Annotated in this window: 17 protein-coding genes; 10 read left to right on the top strand and 7 right to left on the bottom strand. The window is 53.6% G+C overall.

Features of this window, described 5'->3' with window-relative positions; translation table 11 throughout:
- The first annotated feature begins 79 nt into the window (after positions 1 to 79).
- Together EVJ32_RS02645 and EVJ32_RS02650 are read left to right on the top strand one after the other, a co-directional pair.
- Positions 80 to 1,774 carry a methyl-accepting chemotaxis protein gene (locus tag EVJ32_RS02645; protein ID WP_236639467.1) on the top strand — a complete coding sequence of 565 codons (1,695 nt, stop codon included), beginning with the start codon at positions 80 to 82 and terminating at the stop codon, positions 1,772 to 1,774.
- A 104-nt stretch (positions 1,775 to 1,878) separates the two neighbouring features.
- Positions 1,879 to 2,628 (top strand): SDR family NAD(P)-dependent oxidoreductase, encoded by a 750-nt coding sequence (locus EVJ32_RS02650; RefSeq protein ID WP_131456417.1) that lies wholly within the window; start codon positions 1,879 to 1,881, stop codon positions 2,626 to 2,628.
- Between the two features lie 65 nt (positions 2,629 to 2,693).
- On the opposite strand, the gene EVJ32_RS02655 is transcribed toward EVJ32_RS02650, so the two are convergent.
- Positions 2,694 to 3,575, bottom strand: coding sequence for a tetratricopeptide repeat protein (locus EVJ32_RS02655; RefSeq protein ID WP_236633332.1), 882 nt, complete (start codon positions 3,573 to 3,575; stop codon positions 2,694 to 2,696).
- Positions 3,576 to 3,703: 128 nt separating this feature from the next.
- On the opposite strand from EVJ32_RS02655, the gene EVJ32_RS02660 reads away from it, so the two are divergent.
- Both EVJ32_RS02660 and EVJ32_RS16260 read left to right on the top strand, forming a co-directional pair.
- Positions 3,704 to 3,928, top strand: coding sequence for a DUF3221 domain-containing protein (locus EVJ32_RS02660; protein WP_131456419.1), 225 nt, complete (start codon positions 3,704 to 3,706; stop codon positions 3,926 to 3,928).
- A 19-nt stretch (positions 3,929 to 3,947) separates the two neighbouring features.
- Positions 3,948 to 4,112, top strand: coding sequence for a hypothetical protein (locus EVJ32_RS16260; RefSeq protein WP_167615699.1), 165 nt, complete (start codon positions 3,948 to 3,950; stop codon positions 4,110 to 4,112).
- Between the two features lie 17 nt (positions 4,113 to 4,129).
- Here EVJ32_RS16260 and EVJ32_RS02665 read toward each other — a convergent pair whose 3' ends face one another.
- A complete protein-coding gene (locus EVJ32_RS02665; protein ID WP_131456421.1) occupies positions 4,130 to 5,494 on the bottom strand; it encodes a S1 family peptidase in 1,365 nt (454 codons plus the stop codon).
- A 155-nt stretch (positions 5,495 to 5,649) separates the two neighbouring features.
- On the opposite strand from EVJ32_RS02665, the gene EVJ32_RS02670 reads away from it, so the two are divergent.
- The 4 genes from EVJ32_RS02670 to EVJ32_RS02685 all read left to right on the top strand — a co-directional run bounded on the left by EVJ32_RS02670 (position 5,650) and on the right by EVJ32_RS02685 (position 8,819).
- Positions 5,650 to 6,783 carry an AI-2E family transporter gene (locus tag EVJ32_RS02670; RefSeq protein ID WP_131456423.1) on the top strand — a complete coding sequence of 378 codons (1,134 nt, stop codon included), beginning with the start codon at positions 5,650 to 5,652 and terminating at the stop codon, positions 6,781 to 6,783.
- 228 nt (positions 6,784 to 7,011) lie between these two features.
- The gene (locus tag EVJ32_RS02675; RefSeq protein ID WP_131456425.1) at positions 7,012 to 7,788 is read left to right on the top strand and encodes a VLRF1 family aeRF1-type release factor; all 777 of its coding nucleotides are present in this window, start codon (positions 7,012 to 7,014) and stop codon (positions 7,786 to 7,788) included.
- Between the two features lie 104 nt (positions 7,789 to 7,892).
- A complete protein-coding gene (locus EVJ32_RS02680; protein ID WP_131456427.1) occupies positions 7,893 to 8,453 on the top strand; it encodes an AAA family ATPase in 561 nt (186 codons plus the stop codon).
- A 114-nt stretch (positions 8,454 to 8,567) separates the two neighbouring features.
- On the top strand, positions 8,568 to 8,819 hold the full coding sequence (locus tag EVJ32_RS02685; protein ID WP_035386313.1) for a dihydroxyacetone kinase: 252 nt from the start codon (positions 8,568 to 8,570) through the stop codon (positions 8,817 to 8,819).
- 55 nt (positions 8,820 to 8,874) lie between these two features.
- On the opposite strand, the gene EVJ32_RS02690 is transcribed toward EVJ32_RS02685, so the two are convergent.
- From EVJ32_RS02690 to EVJ32_RS02710, 5 genes are read right to left on the bottom strand one after another with little or no spacing between them, the layout of a single operon-like run.
- Positions 8,875 to 9,570 (bottom strand): carbohydrate deacetylase, encoded by a 696-nt coding sequence (locus EVJ32_RS02690; protein ID WP_131456429.1) that lies wholly within the window; start codon positions 9,568 to 9,570, stop codon positions 8,875 to 8,877.
- Entirely contained in the window at positions 9,563 to 9,859 is a 297-nt protein-coding gene (locus EVJ32_RS02695) for a PTS sugar transporter subunit IIB (protein ID WP_131456431.1), read from the bottom strand. Before EVJ32_RS02695 ends, EVJ32_RS02690 begins: the two co-directional genes overlap by 8 nt.
- Positions 9,856 to 10,155 carry a PTS sugar transporter subunit IIA gene (locus EVJ32_RS02700; protein ID WP_035386318.1) on the bottom strand — a complete coding sequence of 100 codons (300 nt, stop codon included), beginning with the start codon at positions 10,153 to 10,155 and terminating at the stop codon, positions 9,856 to 9,858. The genes EVJ32_RS02695 and EVJ32_RS02700 overlap by 4 nt, the downstream gene beginning before the upstream one ends.
- A 29-nt stretch (positions 10,156 to 10,184) precedes the next feature.
- A complete protein-coding gene (gene celB, locus EVJ32_RS02705) occupies positions 10,185 to 11,504 on the bottom strand; it encodes a PTS cellobiose transporter subunit IIC (RefSeq protein ID WP_131456433.1) in 1,320 nt (439 codons plus the stop codon).
- Positions 11,501 to 12,820, bottom strand: coding sequence for a 6-phospho-beta-glucosidase (locus tag EVJ32_RS02710; RefSeq protein WP_131456435.1), 1,320 nt, complete (start codon positions 12,818 to 12,820; stop codon positions 11,501 to 11,503). Before EVJ32_RS02710 ends, celB begins: the two co-directional genes overlap by 4 nt.
- A gap of 174 nt (positions 12,821 to 12,994) precedes the next feature.
- On the opposite strand from EVJ32_RS02710, the gene EVJ32_RS02715 reads away from it, so the two are divergent.
- Positions 12,995 to 13,711: a GntR family transcriptional regulator gene (locus EVJ32_RS02715; RefSeq protein ID WP_131456437.1), complete on the top strand. Its 717-nt coding sequence runs from the start codon at positions 12,995 to 12,997 to the stop codon at positions 13,709 to 13,711.
- A 144-nt stretch (positions 13,712 to 13,855) separates the two neighbouring features.
- Positions 13,856 to 14,077: a DUF6440 family protein gene (locus tag EVJ32_RS02720; RefSeq protein WP_131456439.1), complete on the top strand. Its 222-nt coding sequence runs from the start codon at positions 13,856 to 13,858 to the stop codon at positions 14,075 to 14,077.
- The last annotated feature ends 27 nt before the right edge of the window (positions 14,078 to 14,104 follow it).

The following is a 14,104-nucleotide window of genomic DNA, read 5'->3' on the forward strand; positions in this document are numbered from 1 at the left end:
TCCGATATAAGAGTGGCAATACAAAATTAGAGAGAAGTAGAGGTGGGAGAGGACGTGTTCCTCAAAAGAGATGAAACGATTGAAAACACTGTCATTAACGCAAAAATTATTTAGTGGTATCGGACTTATTTTATTGTTCGTCGCGTTCGGCATGGGCTATAACTTATGGACGCTTCAAAATATGACGAATCAGTATGAAGATATGATTAGCCATGATGTGATGAAGATGAAGGCGGCCGACGACCTGTCGCTCGGCATGACGCGTCAGGCGTATGGACTTCGGGGTTACATACTCGAGCAAGATGACTCGCGTCTCGACGCAGAGAAACGTGGGTCAGAAGACAAGAAACAGGCGATTCAGACACTCATCGAACTTGCCGAGACAGAAGAAGAGCAGACAGAGCTCGAGAATCTTTTATCCTACGCAACCGGCTATGATGAGTTAGCCGCCCAATTGATTGCAGCAATCGATGAAGGGGACGAAGAGGCGATCGACCGACTCGCGCTTCGACTCATGCCGGATGTGACAGCTTCAATCACGGAGACGGGCGAGCGGTTACAAGCCGAGTCAGAGGCGGAGATGTTTGAGCAGCAACGAAGACTTGAAAAGTTAGGTGAGAAGGCACTCTTGTACTCCGCGGGAATCGCGATTTTCATCCTACTCTTGACGGTCGGTGCGGGCTACATCTTGAAACAAATGGTGACCGTCCCGCTCCGGATGTTGTCAGACGAAGTCGCCGTCGTCGCGAATGGCGATTTGACACGTGCCGACTTGGTCGCGCTGACACGTGACGAGATCGGGCAGCTCATGGTCGGCTTCAACCAAATGAAAGGCAACTTGCGCGAGTTGATCGATGAAGTGACCCGTAACGCCCAAGAGATCACGGCGCAATCGGAAGAACTTTACGCCAGCACGGAAGAGATGTCGTCTCAAACTGAAGAAACGACTCGGATGATCGAGGCGGTCGTCGAAGAGACGATTCAACAAGCGAAAGAAGCGACGAGCAGTGCCAAAGCGGTCGCTGCGGCCGATGAAGGCGTCGAACAGATCGCTCGTTCAATCGGGACGATCAGCGAAGACGTCGCGATGAGTCTAAAGCTCGCCGAACAAGGGGACGAGACGATTCAACAAGCGAAACAAGAAGTGCTCGCCCTCGAAACCGAGACACGAATGACCGGGGAATCGATTGCGGCGTTGAAACATCAGTCGGACGAGATCGCCTTGATCACGGAAGTCATCCAATCAATCACGGACCAGACGAACTTGCTCGCCTTGAACGCGGCCATCGAAGCGGCCCGGGCCGGTGAACAAGGCAAAGGGTTTGCCGTCGTCGCCGAAGAAGTCCGGAAACTCGCCGAGCAGTCGAAACAGTCGGCGACACGGATTGCCGGGTTGATCGAATCGATCCAAGTCCAATCGAACGCCGTGCTCGCAAGGCACGAACTCAGTGCGAAGCGGGTCGAGGCGAATACGAAACTGTTGGAAAAAGCGACAAACGCGTTCCAACAAATCGTCGTCCAACTCGAGACGTCGGTTGAGAACACGAAACATATTCGTGTCGCCTCAAACGAGATCGCTTTGACGACAAAACAAGTCGCCACGGCCGCCCTCGGGATTGCGACCGAGAGCGAACAGATGGCGCAGACGATGCGTTCGGTCGGCGAGACAGCCGATTCACAGCTCGCGATGATCCAAGAGTTGAACGGCGTCGCCGAGTCACTCGGGAACATGACGGGCGATCTGCAGACGTTGATCGGAAAATTCAATACATGACTTTAGCCGTCCTCGGACGGCTTTTGTACGTTCAAAGGATTGACGATGCTACGTTTCGGGAATTGCGGGAGAGAATGCAATTTAAACAGAAAAGGGGAATTCAGATGAAATATACGGTCATCACAGGGGCAAGTTCAGGCATCGGCTACGAGGCGGCGAAGCAGCTTGCCAAGCAAGGGAAATCGTTCGTGCTCGTCGCGCGTCGCACGGACGAGCTTCAAAAATTGCGTGACGAGATCAAGTCAATCTCACCAGACAGCGACGTCATCCTCAAAACGAATGACTTGTCATATAGTGAAAACGTCTATGCACTCTATGAGTCGCTCGCCGACCTCGATATCGAGACGTGGATCAATAACGCCGGGTTCGGAGACTCGAATCTTGTGAAAGACGCCGAAGTCGGAAAAATGGAAAACATGATTCGTCTAAACGTCGAGGCGCTGACCGTCTTGTCGAACTTGTACGTTCGGGACTACCACAAGGTCGAAGGGGCGACACTCCTAAACATTGCCTCGGTCGTCGGCTACCGCATCGCGGCAAAAGGGGTAACGTACAGCGCGACGAAGTTCTTCGTCAGCGCCTACACGGAAGGACTCGCCCAAGAACTCATCCAAAACGGCGACAAGCTGCGGGCGAAAGTGCTCGCACCGGCTGCGACCGAGACCGGATTCGCGAGCCGGGCCCGCGAGGAAGAGAACTTTGATTATAGTGAGAACGTCGCGAAGTACCATACGGCCGAAGAGATGGCCGAGTTTTTAGTTCAATTGCTTGAGAGCGATGAAACGGTCGGCATCGTCAATCACGAGGACTACTCATTTGAACTGCGCGGACCGATTCACCCGTATATGGGGTGAGTTAGACAGCGTTCAATACCATAAGCCGACGACAGCCCGAACTCTTTTTGAGTTCGGGCTGTCGTTTAGGATTGTCGCATCGTATCCGCATAGCCCCCGGTCAGGCGGTGGGTCAGGCGATGATACCAGTAGCGCAGGCGCAGGCGATATACATACGTTCGGGACGTGTTCGGCAAGACGACGTTATCGATATAGTCGGCGAACATGGCGCGGAACATTTTGTCCTCACTATCGTCGTACGTCGCACTCCACATGCCGTGCTCTTCGACTTCGAGCAGCGTCGCGATCGTCTCGTCGTCGAGTTGGCCGTCTTCGGGCAAACGTTTGACGAGCATCTCGACCCGGTGGCTGCAAATCGAGGCATAGAGCGAATGGGCCCGCGGGTTTCGCGGATTCGCGTTCAAATAGCCGATTGCGGCTTTGAGCAGCTCGTCGTTCATCTCGAGCGGGATCTCGTCGAACGCTTGGAAGAATTCGAGCAACATCGGCACGGTCTCTTCGCTGAAACCGGCGAGACGGACGTAGTGCATGATGTGTAAGCCCGCTTCGCCGTAGAATTTACGATTGAAGTAATGGACGGCAAGGGCGCGCCGTGTCATCGGCACGTCCGGATAGCGCTCGACGGCGCGGCAGTAATGTTGCTCGGCCTCAAACGTAAACCCGGCGTCTTCGCTGAGGGCGCCGTGCAGGCAATGGATGAGGTAATGGTCGCCCATCGTACTCGCGGTTTCGAGCACTTGTCTGGCTGTCTTGAAATCGCCTTCGCGAATGAGCGGATAAGCGCGCATCGCCGGGAAGAACGGGTCGTTCGGGAAAGCCGTCTCGCCGCGGACGATGAGCGTCTCGATGGCCTCGGCGTTATAGTCTTCGATCAACTCTTCAAGGAGCATCATCTCAAGGAAGGTGCGCTGAAAGTCTGGGGTGTGTAAGTCGATGGTGTGTTTCAAATGAGGTCCCTCCCAGCTTTTGTGATTGTCGCTTTATTATACAAGTCAATCGCTTCATGAAGTAGCATTATTTGAGAAAATGGGAAAAGAAAAGAGGGGGAGCGCATTTGGGGGAAGGAGGGATCAACGTGGTCACGTTCACGGGCTATATCGTCGAACTCGAGGCAGCGCGAATTCGGGTCGCACCGAATTTGGAGGCTGAACCGTTCGACGGCATCGTGTTTCATCTAGACGAACAGATCGGGGACATATCGACGCTCACGGTCGGCCAATTCGTGCGGGTCGAGCATAGTGAGATGATGACGAAATCATTGCCGCCCCAGGCGGCGGCGCACCGGATTGATGTGCTATGATGGATGAGAGGTGAGTCATATGGGACAGTGGAATTTTCTTTGGCTCGGCGGCGTCATCGCGCTGAGCGCATTTCTCGTCTGGCTCTTGCAAGACGCGATCCCGTTTTGGATGCTATCGATTTTGTTGCTGTTACTCGGGGCCGCGGTCGGTAACGTGCAACGCAAATTGAATAAGGGCGAGTAAAAAGCACGTCTTCCGATTTAGTCGGAAGGCGTGCTTTCTTCGTCTCGCTCTGTGGCAACCGGTTTAGCTTTTTCTTCTTTAGCAGGCTTTTCTTCTTTAGCAGGCTTTTCTTCTTTAGCGGGCTTTTCTTGTTTAGCAGGCTGTTCTTGTTTGGCAGGCTGTTCTTTTTTAACGGGCTGTTCTTGTTTAGCAGGTTGTTCTTTTTGAACGGGCTTTTCTTGTTTAACGGGCTGTTCTTTTTCAACATGCTTTTCTTGTTTAGCGGGTTGGTCTTTTTTAACCGGTTTTTCTTCTGTGACCGGTTTCTCTTTTGGCTGATCTTTCGGTTTGCTTTCTTGCTTTTTGACTGGTTTCTCTGCTTCAGCCGCTGGTTTTTCAGGCGCCACCGGTTCTGCCGGTTCTGTCACAGGAGGTTCCGGCGTGACCGGTTCTTCTGTGACGGGAGGCGGCGTCGGTTCTTCAGCTGGCACTTCCGGTTCAACGACTTCAGGCTCTGGCGTTTCCTCTGGCGTTGCCGGTGCGTCTTCAACCGGCTCTTCGACAGGCGCGGCCGGTTCTGGTGCAGCTTCCGGGGCCTCGGCTTCTGGTTGCGGCGCTGGCGCTGGTTCCGTCACAGGTTGCTCATTTCGAGGTGGCGTGATTGGTGCGACCGGTGCTAGTTTAGCTAACGGTGGCGCTGGTGTGTCCGATTCAAGAAACGCGAGCACGTCTTGTTCGAACAGGGCGACCGGGAGTGCTTTTGACTTGAGGTGCATGGCGAGTACCCGTCCATCTGCAGCAACAATCGGACTGCCGATTGCCCGTCTCGGGATATCGAACTCGCGCTCATACCCGGTTTCATTGAACGTCATCTGGCCTTCGATCCGTTTAGACGGCATGAGCGTGATGAGCGTCTCGTCCGCCGCAGCAATTGCGTGGCTGAACATGAACGGCGTCTCTTTCATTTGATTGATCCGGATGACGGCGATGTCGACGGTACGTCCGACGACCGTTCCTTTTAGTTTCTTCCCGTCGTGGTCGATTGTCATCGTCGTTAACCCCTCAACATTATGGGCAGCCGTCAAGACGTCTTGAGGGCTGATCAAAAACCCTGTACCGGCACCGACGGAAAACAGACTGTTCTCAAGCGTCGCTAAATCAATCGTCGAAGCGTTATCGGCTGAGACGGTGTCTTCGGCGATGTTCAAGTTGACTTTGTCAGCGAGTGAATCCGTCGAACGAGGAGCTTCTTTCAAATAGGCGACTGTTAAAATAGAGATGAATGCTATAAGTGCAATCACGGTCGGAATGGCAATCCATTTCAAGCGACGGGGGCGATGGCCACACGTCGGACAAGCAGTTGTTTTTGAGCGGGTCTTCGTTCCGCAGCGTGGACAAGTCACGAGGGTGACACCTTCTTTCATATACATAGATGATTAGCTATACCTTAAATAAAGAGGGGATAAACAATATTTTGATGGGGCAAGCAGATGGGGTTGGAATGAACTTCCGGAAATCGGGAATGAAATAGATATCCTTCAAGAAAGGGGAAACGTCCATGCAGCCCTTTTGGACAACGCGTGCGTTCCGTAACGGGATCTGGGTACTGCTCATTTTGACGATCATCTTCATGGCGAAACAAGTCGAGTTTTTGTTCTATCCGATCGGCATCTTTTTCGCGACCGTACTGACACCGTTCTTGTTCGCCGGCATCTTGTTTTATTTGACGGTCGGTCTCGTCGATTTCCTTGAGATCAAATGGAAACGGCGTTCGCTCGCAATCATGAGCGTGCTCATGTTGTTACTCACGCTCACCGTGTTGTTCGTCGTCACGCTCGGACCGCTCATCACAAGGCAACTGCTCGCGCTGCTTGACGCGTTCCCACGTTTTGCCGAAGGGAGCTACCGCCAGTTTTTGCTGCTGTACGGACGGCTCGAGGAATACGAATGGTTTCGGGACTATGCCGAGCAGAACGCGACATCGGTCGAGACGTGGATTCGCCAGTTGACCGACGCGCTCGGATCACTCATCGGCACCGTCGCCGGTTCACTCGGACGCGTGCTCGCACTGATCGTGTCTGGACTGTTCACATTGTTCATCGCCCTGTTCTTGTACGTATTCATGCTCATTGACGGGGGCAAGCTGTCGACGGCAATCGTACGTTGGATCCCTGAGGTGTACGAACAAAACGCCCGCCACATTTTGCATGACATGCATGAGACGATCAAACGTTACGTGCGGGCCCAGCTCATCGTCTGCACGTTCGTCGGCTTCTTCGCGACAATCGCTCTTTGGCTGCTCGACGTCCCGTTCTTCCTGCCGCTCGGTCTGTTCATTTTCGCAACGAACATCATCCCTTACTTCGGTCCGTTTCTCGGGGCCGCACCCGCCGTTCTGATTGCGTTCATCGACGAACCGGTCAAAGCGCTCTACGTCATCATCGCCATCACCATCGTCCAACAACTTGACGCCAACATCATCTCACCGCTCGTCCAAGGTAAGTCACTCCGTGTCCATCCCATCACCATCACCCTTGTCCTGCTCGTCGCGGGACGCCTCGCCGGTATCGTCGGCATGTTGCTCGCCGTCCCGTTCTATGCCGTCCTGAAAGTCACGTTCCTCAACTTGCAAAAACTATACGCGCTACGCAAACTGTCGAAGCTTCCGATTGAAAGGGATCACCACGTCTAAATTGTCTCCGAGAAAGGTTGAAAACATCTAAAACAGCTGACCAGTCTAGTGCCAACATCATTCTTTATGTCTACGGCGGGAACTTGTCTAGCGAAACCATTAAATGATATGTCGAACAACGGATGAGGAAGTTGTTAGAAGGATACAAGACAATTATTCAATGGTCGCAATCATGTCTGTGTTTATCACCGGTATCTTGTTGCTTTCATCTACTAAGGAGGGAACGACATGGCATTATCGACAGAACTAGGGAACATCAAGCAGCTGCATAACGCGGAGGCAGGCGTACTGAGTCTCTACTTAAGTACGAAGCCGAGCGAACGCGACAAGTGGGAGATTCATTTGAAGAATGAGCTGCGCCGACTCGAGCAAGAAATCAAGAGCGGGGACGAGGCGAAGTTGAAAGCGTTCAAGGGCGTCCGGGAACGGGCCGAGCGTGAGATTATGGGCAACGAACATAAGCTGTTGCGCAGTATCGTCTTGTTCGCGGAAGGAAACGATGGCTTGTTCGAGCTCCACTTCCTGCAACTCGATGTCGACAATGATTTCCATTACGGCGACAAGCCGAATTTGGATCAAATCGAGAAACTTGACGCTGAATTCCCGAACACGGGCATCTTGTTGGCTCAACTCGACAGCATCACGGTGTACGATACGCGGCTCGGTGAAGTCGAAGACATCGTCGTATTCGATCTTGATTTAGACACCGATCAATGGAGACGGTACCAAGGCCGCGGAGCTGGTGGACATGCATCGTCGAGTAGTCAAGTCGACCAATTCGACAGCCGGAAAGAAAAACAAGTCCGACAATTTTATCGCGACGTCGCCGGTGAGATTCGCTCGCTGCACAAGAAGCACAAATGGAGCGATGTCGTCATCATCGGGCAAGACCGGAGTGCCAACTTGTTGAAAGACGAACTCGACATCGACATCGAGCGCGTCGTCAATCGGAACTTAGGTCACGCCGAGGAAGAAGAAGTATTGCGCCGGGCGTTCGAACAATAAAAAGTAGCGAGTGACGTCTCATGTCGCTCGCTTTTCGCTCTTCCTACTCGAGGACTCGAGCCGTATGGTATGCTAGCAAGAAATGGATAAAGGACGGGGGAAGAATGAAGCTTGTCATACTGATTGGTCCACAAGCTGTCGGCAAGATGACGGTCGGACAGGAGCTTGCGAAGCAGACAGGGTTGAAGTTACTGCATAACCATATGACGATCGATCTCGTCAGCCCGTTCTTTGATTACGGGACGGACGAGGGGCGCCGGCTCGTCCAACTGTTTCGGCACGAGTTATTCGAAGCGGTCGCGAAAAGCGATCAGCCCGGCTTGATCTTCACGTTCGTCTGGGCGTTTGATATGGAAGAAGACCGGACGTACATCGAAGGAGTGGCGGAACTGTTCGAGTCGCACGGGGCGGACGTCTACTACGTCGAACTCGAAGCGGACATCGAGGAGCGGCTCGCCCGGAACACGACCGAGAACCGGCTGGCACATAAGCCGACGAAACGGGATATCGCTTGGTCCGAGGCCGAATTGAAGCAGACGGCGACGATGTACCGCTTGAACTCGCGTGACGGGGAGATCGATGTCGACAACTATTTGCGGATTAATAACACGGACCTTGATGCCGAAACGGTCGCGCGACAGATCCAACGCCAGTTCAACCTTTAGAAGTTTGAAGAGCGACGGCTGATTTGCCAATCGGGACGAAAAGAGATAATCTAGCACTAGATAGTAACCATTACATTCTTTGCAGTCTATCCATTGAAATGCGAGGTGAACAAGATGATAGAATTCAAATATGATACACAACTGTTGATCGAAGGGGAACAACTGTCCGAAGATGCGATATTTGAGTACATCAACACAAGCTTCGCGGGAGATTGTTTGTTGGCAGTCGGGGACGAAAATCTAATCAAGATTCATTTTCACACGAACGAACCGTGGGATCTCGTTAAATATTGTGCGTCGCTAGGTGAGATTTACGATATTGTGATCGAAGACATGAGTAGACAAGAAAGAGGTCTACCTGGTTAATCTACGAACAGAAAAGAGAGTTGTTCGCCGGCAAACGGTGAACAACTCTCTTTTTCTACACCCACCAATCAGGGCGCTCATAGTCGATCAATAGCTGCTTTTCCAGTAAGCGTTGCACGAGGTAAGACGTGACGCTTGGTAAAATCTCATCGATGTCGGCCGGGTGGACCATGACCTCGATCGAGTCGCCTGGTTGAATTGCGTCGAGCGTTGCCCGAGACACACCATCGCCGTAGAACTGGTCACTGAACCGCTCGGTCACCCACAAGTCCCGTCGTGCATCGAGTGTCGTTAAGGCCCGAAACGTCGTGCCATATTCTTCGGCGAGACGGACGATGACGTCTTGGATCGCCGGCCAGCCATGGACGTGATGATGGCTGTCGAGGTGATGGAGCGACAGTCCCGTCGCGCGGAACGCGTCGATTTGCGCTTTCCACTCGAGGTAGACGAGCTCAGGGTCGGGTGCCGCTTCCGTCAGAAACCGGTTCGTGTAGCGGAACGTCCCGTCTTCTTTCGTGAGCGGTGTACTTGTCTTTGCGAGCGGCCGTCCCCACGTCAAGGCGAGGTGCACGCCGACGTGTAAGGCGGGATGAAGTTTTGCGAGCGCGACGGCTTCATCGACGGCATAGCCGTTCATCATAAGTGTCGCCGAATTGACGATGCCGTGGACGTGACTGTCGATGATGCCCCGGTTCACGCCGGTCGTCAATCCGAAGTCGTCGGCGTTGATCAAGACGTGCGTCTTATGCATTTTGCACGAGACCGAGCGCTTGGTCGAGCACTTGGTCGCCTTTCATGAGCCCGTAAGCCATATTGTCGATGACGGCGACCGGTACCGTGACGGATGCTTTGATCTTGCCTTCGAGGTAGCGGACTTGTGGTCCGATCAAGATGACGTCGACGTTCGTTTGTTCTTTCAAGCGCGATTCCGGGATGGCATCGATTGTCGCGTCCAAGCCACGTGCTGCGGCCTCGGTGCGCATTTTTTCAACAAGGATCGATGTCGACATACCGGCCGAGCAGACGAGTAAGATGTTCATTTCAGTTCCTCCAATTGGTTGAGTCGAGTGATCATGTCGACCATCTCGATCGCAAGTTCTTTGACGGTCATTGCCGTCATCAAGTGATCTTGGGCGTGGACGAGCAGGACGCTCATGTCGCTCGTCGCACCGCGTGCCTCTTCCTGCAACAGTTCGGTTTGAAGCTTGTGGGCTTCTAAAAACGCCTCATCCGCTTCTTTCATTTTCGCTTCGGCGAGTTCACCTTCGCCGCGTTTGGCGGCGGCAATCGCCTCGAACGCCGACGAGCGGGCGTTTCCGGCGTGTAAGATGATCATGAACGATAATTGTTGGATGCTTTCTGTCTTCAACTGATTTTCTCTCCTTCGTTGACTTCTGCTTTATTTTTATTGATTTCGGCCGTCATCGCTTTCGCCCCTGCCATGACGAACGGGATATACATCGCCGTCGCGATCGTCAAGTTGACGAGTTGAAGCAAGACGCCGCGGACGCTACCGCCGGTGACGAGGTAACCGCTGATGATTGGTGGCGTCGTCCATGGCACGATGGCGACCGTCTTCGGTACCATGCCCGTTGAGAGGGCGACGTACGATACGATCGTGAGCGTGACCGGCACCAAGATGAACGGGATCAACATGACCGGGTTCAACACGATCGGGAGACCGAAGATGACCGGTTCGTTAATGTTGAACAGTCCGGCCGGAGCCGACAGTTTCGCAACTTGGTGGTACGGGTGGTTGCGCTGTTTGCGGACGACGATGAAGATGGCGAGAAGCAGGGCGAACGTCGTACCTGATCCGCCCATGAAGACGAATGAATCGAGAAACGGTTTAGTCACTGTGTACGGGACATCATAAGCCGACACACCTGCTTGGAACGCGGCCAAGTTTTGCTCGATGAGCGGGAGATAGATCGGCTCGATGACCGAACCGATGATGTTCGTGCCGTGAAGTCCGAAGAACCAAAGGATATGGTTCAAGAAGGCGATGACGAGACCGGCCGCGAGCGAGTCGCCGAACCCTTGAAGCGGTTGCTGGATGACTTTGAAGATGACTTCAAAAATGCTGAGCTCGACTTGGAGTGTCATGAACAGTTGAACTCCGGCGACGAGCGTCAAGATGAGCATCGACGGGATGAGTGCTTGGAACGAACGGGTGACCCCACCCGGTACGCCTTCCGGCATCTTGATCGTCAGTTTCGTGTTGATGAGGTAACGGAACAGTTCGGTGACCGCGATCGAGACGATGATGGCGACGAATAATCCTTGGGCACCGAGCCAAGCGAAGTTTAAGCCCCAGTCTTCTGTGACCGGCACGAGCATGATGTATGACGCGACCGATAAAATACCGGCGGCGAGTCCATCGACCCCGTACGACCGGGCCAAGTTATATCCGATCGAGAAAGCGACGAGCAGCCCGAGTATGGCGAACGAGGCCGTCCAAATGTTGCCGCCAAGTCCTTGCCAGCTGCCTTCGCCGAACGCATTGTTCATCATGCCGACGAAGTCGAGCGAGAGGCCACCTAAATTGATGGCCGGGAAGTTGTTAATGAGGACAGCGAGCGAACCGACGATGATGAGCGGCATGACGGAGACGAAGCCGTCACGGATGGCGACTAAGTGTCGCTGGGAGCCGATGCGCCCAGCGATTTCGATAAACTTGTTCATGAGTAAACCTCCTTCTTGAATTGGGGTAAGTACGCTTCGTGCGCGTCGAACAAATCTCGCAAGAGCACATCGATTTTCTTCTCATCTTGGATGAGCGGGTTCATCAGGCAGGCGAGGTAGGCGTCGTTGTATGAGCCGGACATCGCTGCGCGGATGGCGAGCTGTTCAAACGTCTTCAAATTAGTGATGAGTCCTTTGATCGGGAGCGGTAACGCACCGATTGAAATCGGACGTGGACCAGCCTTCGTGATGACGGCGTTCACTTCGATGACGGCGTCGTCCGGTAAATCGCGAATCGCGCCGCGGTTCAGTGTGTTCACAGTCTGGATATCACCGCGGTCGTTGTAGATCGAGTCCATCAAGTTGCAGGCGGCGTCGGAATAATAGGCGCCGCCGCGCTGTTCGAGCTCAACAGGCTTCACGTCGAGTTCGACGTCTTTGTATTTCTCGAACAGTTGCGCCTCGACTTGCTGGACGACCTCGGCGCGCGTGCCGTTCTGTTCATACACCGCTAGATCTTTCGCGAGTACGTCCGCCGTTTGGAAATAGTATTGATGGTACGGGTTCGGCAACATGCGGAGCGATTTCAAGAACGACTCGCTCCAACCGAGCCCGACGATGTTCGCCGGCGAGTAGTCGGTGCCGGCGTTCAGTGACGCGAGTACGTCGTCCGTACGATCGACGCCGTCGACCCAGACGTGGCGGCCGAACACGAAATGGTTGAGTCCGATGAATTCGATGGCGACACGTTCGACCGGCGTGTCTAAAATCTCAGCGACCGAGTTGCGCATGTTGAACGGGATGTTGCAGACGCCGATGACTTTTTTGTGGGCCGAGTGCTGCAAGACGGCCTCGGTGACGATACCGGCCGGGTTCGTGAAGTTGACGAGCCACGCGTCCGGGCAAATCTCCGCCATCTCATTAGCGAGCTCGACGAGGACCGGGATCGTCCGGAACGCTTTGAACAAGCCACCGGCACCGTTCGTCTCTTGCCCGATGAAGCCGTGCTTGAGCGGGATGCGTTCATCCAAGGCGCGGGCTTTCAGTCCACCGACGCGGATCTGCGTCGAGACGAAGTCGGCGCCAACAAGTGCGGCTTTCCGGTCGAGCGTCCAACTGAGTCTGATGTCTGCGCCTGCCTTTTGAATCATCCGTTCGGCGAGACGGCCGACGATGTCTAATTTGTCTCTTCCTTCCTCGATGTCGACAAGAACGATCTCCCGAACCGGAAACGTCGCTTGCCGCTGGATCAAACCTTCAATGATTTCGGGGGTATAACTCGAACCTCCACCGATGATGACGACCTTGACTGCCATAGTGCCAACTCCTCCTTGTGAAAGCGATTTCTTTTTGTTGTAACAAATATAACAAATAGTACAACTTGTCGCAATATAAAAAGTACAAATAATACAAATTGTTTTTTGTATTTGCATTTGTATGTTTGCTGTATCAGAATAAAGGAAAGAAGGATGACACAAAGGGGTGACAGAATGTCGCAGTCGACGCTTCAAACAGCCATCAAAGAAGAGTTATTGTCCCGCATCAAGAGCGGGCATTATACAGAAGGCGAGAAATTCCCGACCGAGTACGCGTTATGCGAAGAGTTCGACGTCAGCCGGACGACGGTCCGCGGCGCGCTCAACCAGTTGACGACGGAAGGCTATCTCGTCCGCCAGCAAGGGCGCGGCACGTTCGTCGCCGGGAAGAAAGTCCGGCAGACGTTATCGCATACGCCGAACAATTACGCGGCCCAGCTCGCCGTCCAAGGCAAGCGCGGCCAAGTGTCGCTCATCGACTTGTCGGTCGTCTCGGCGAACGCCCAGCTCGCCGACGTATTCACGGTCGACGAACAAGCACCAATCCAAAAGATCGAACGGATCCGTCACGCCGACGGGGAGCCGACGCAGTACGAGGTCTCGTTCATCCCGTGGCAGATCGCGCCGGGTATCACGAAAGACCAGGCCGAGCACTCGCTGTTCCAGACGCTAGCGGAAGTCCACGACGTCCACGTCGCCAAGACGACCGAGGCGCTCGAGATCGCGCTCGCCGATGAGCGGATAAGCGATCTTCTCGACTGTCCGCTCGGGACGCCGTGCTTTTATATCGAGACGGTGACCGAGGACGCGTCAGGAAAAACGATCGAGTACTCACGTTCATATTTCCGAGGGGACAAGACAAGTTTTGTCATCGAACGGAGCTACGCTTGAAAACACGCCGAAACCTGGCGTGTTTTTTTGTAGTCATATTAAACAAAAATGAACGGGTTAAGGATTTGTCAGCCTTGGAGATATCGCATTCATTGAAACCGAGGGTCATGTTGCGTACAGTTAACAGTAGGAAGGCGGGATGTCATGTTATTCAAGAAAAAAACAGACGAGGAAGTGACAAGGGCGACGCGTTTCCAAGTCAAATTGACGGAACAGTTGCCGGAACTTGGCCAAGTTATGGTACTCGTCGACACAGCGACCGGTGTCAACTACATCCAGACATGGGTCGGGACGGGTGGTGGCATCACGCCGTTACTTGATTCAAACGGTGATGTCGTGGTCGACGACGTGTCTAACTTTCAGTAAATAGGGATCGGATCGAGAAAGGATTGA

Origin of the sequence: Exiguobacterium sp. SH5S4, assembly GCF_004337045.1 — a bacterium.
Lineage (GTDB): Bacteria > Bacillota > Bacilli > Exiguobacteriales > Exiguobacteriaceae > Exiguobacterium > Exiguobacterium aurantiacum_A.

What these genes read in the sequence shown, in the direction of transcription:
- EVJ32_RS02650 (WP_131456417.1), top strand. Translation starts at nt 1,879, where the DNA reads ATGAAATATACGGTCATCACAGGGGCAAGTTCAGGCATCGGCTACGAG.
- EVJ32_RS02690 (WP_131456429.1), bottom strand. Translation starts at nt 9,570, where the DNA reads ATGCATAAGACGCACGTCTTGATCAACGCCGACGACTTCGGATTGACG.
- EVJ32_RS02720 (WP_131456439.1), top strand. Translation starts at nt 13,856, where the DNA reads ATGTTATTCAAGAAAAAAACAGACGAGGAAGTGACAAGGGCGACGCGT.
- EVJ32_RS02695 (WP_131456431.1), bottom strand. Translation starts at nt 9,859, where the DNA reads ATGAACATCTTACTCGTCTGCTCGGCCGGTATGTCGACATCGATCCTT.
- celB (WP_131456433.1), bottom strand. Translation starts at nt 11,504, where the DNA reads ATGAACAAGTTTATCGAAATCGCTGGGCGCATCGGCTCCCAGCGACAC.
- EVJ32_RS02675 (WP_131456425.1), top strand. Translation starts at nt 7,012, where the DNA reads ATGGCATTATCGACAGAACTAGGGAACATCAAGCAGCTGCATAACGCG.
- EVJ32_RS02700 (WP_035386318.1), bottom strand. Translation starts at nt 10,155, where the DNA reads ATGATCATCTTACACGCCGGAAACGCCCGCTCGTCGGCGTTCGAGGCG.
- EVJ32_RS02715 (WP_131456437.1), top strand. Translation starts at nt 12,995, where the DNA reads ATGTCGCAGTCGACGCTTCAAACAGCCATCAAAGAAGAGTTATTGTCC.
- EVJ32_RS02685 (WP_035386313.1), top strand. Translation starts at nt 8,568, where the DNA reads ATGATAGAATTCAAATATGATACACAACTGTTGATCGAAGGGGAACAA.
- EVJ32_RS02710 (WP_131456435.1), bottom strand. Translation starts at nt 12,820, where the DNA reads ATGGCAGTCAAGGTCGTCATCATCGGTGGAGGTTCGAGTTATACCCCC.
- EVJ32_RS16260 (WP_167615699.1), top strand. Translation starts at nt 3,948, where the DNA reads ATGGGACAGTGGAATTTTCTTTGGCTCGGCGGCGTCATCGCGCTGAGC.
- EVJ32_RS02680 (WP_131456427.1), top strand. Translation starts at nt 7,893, where the DNA reads ATGAAGCTTGTCATACTGATTGGTCCACAAGCTGTCGGCAAGATGACG.
- EVJ32_RS02670 (WP_131456423.1), top strand. Translation starts at nt 5,650, where the DNA reads ATGCAGCCCTTTTGGACAACGCGTGCGTTCCGTAACGGGATCTGGGTA.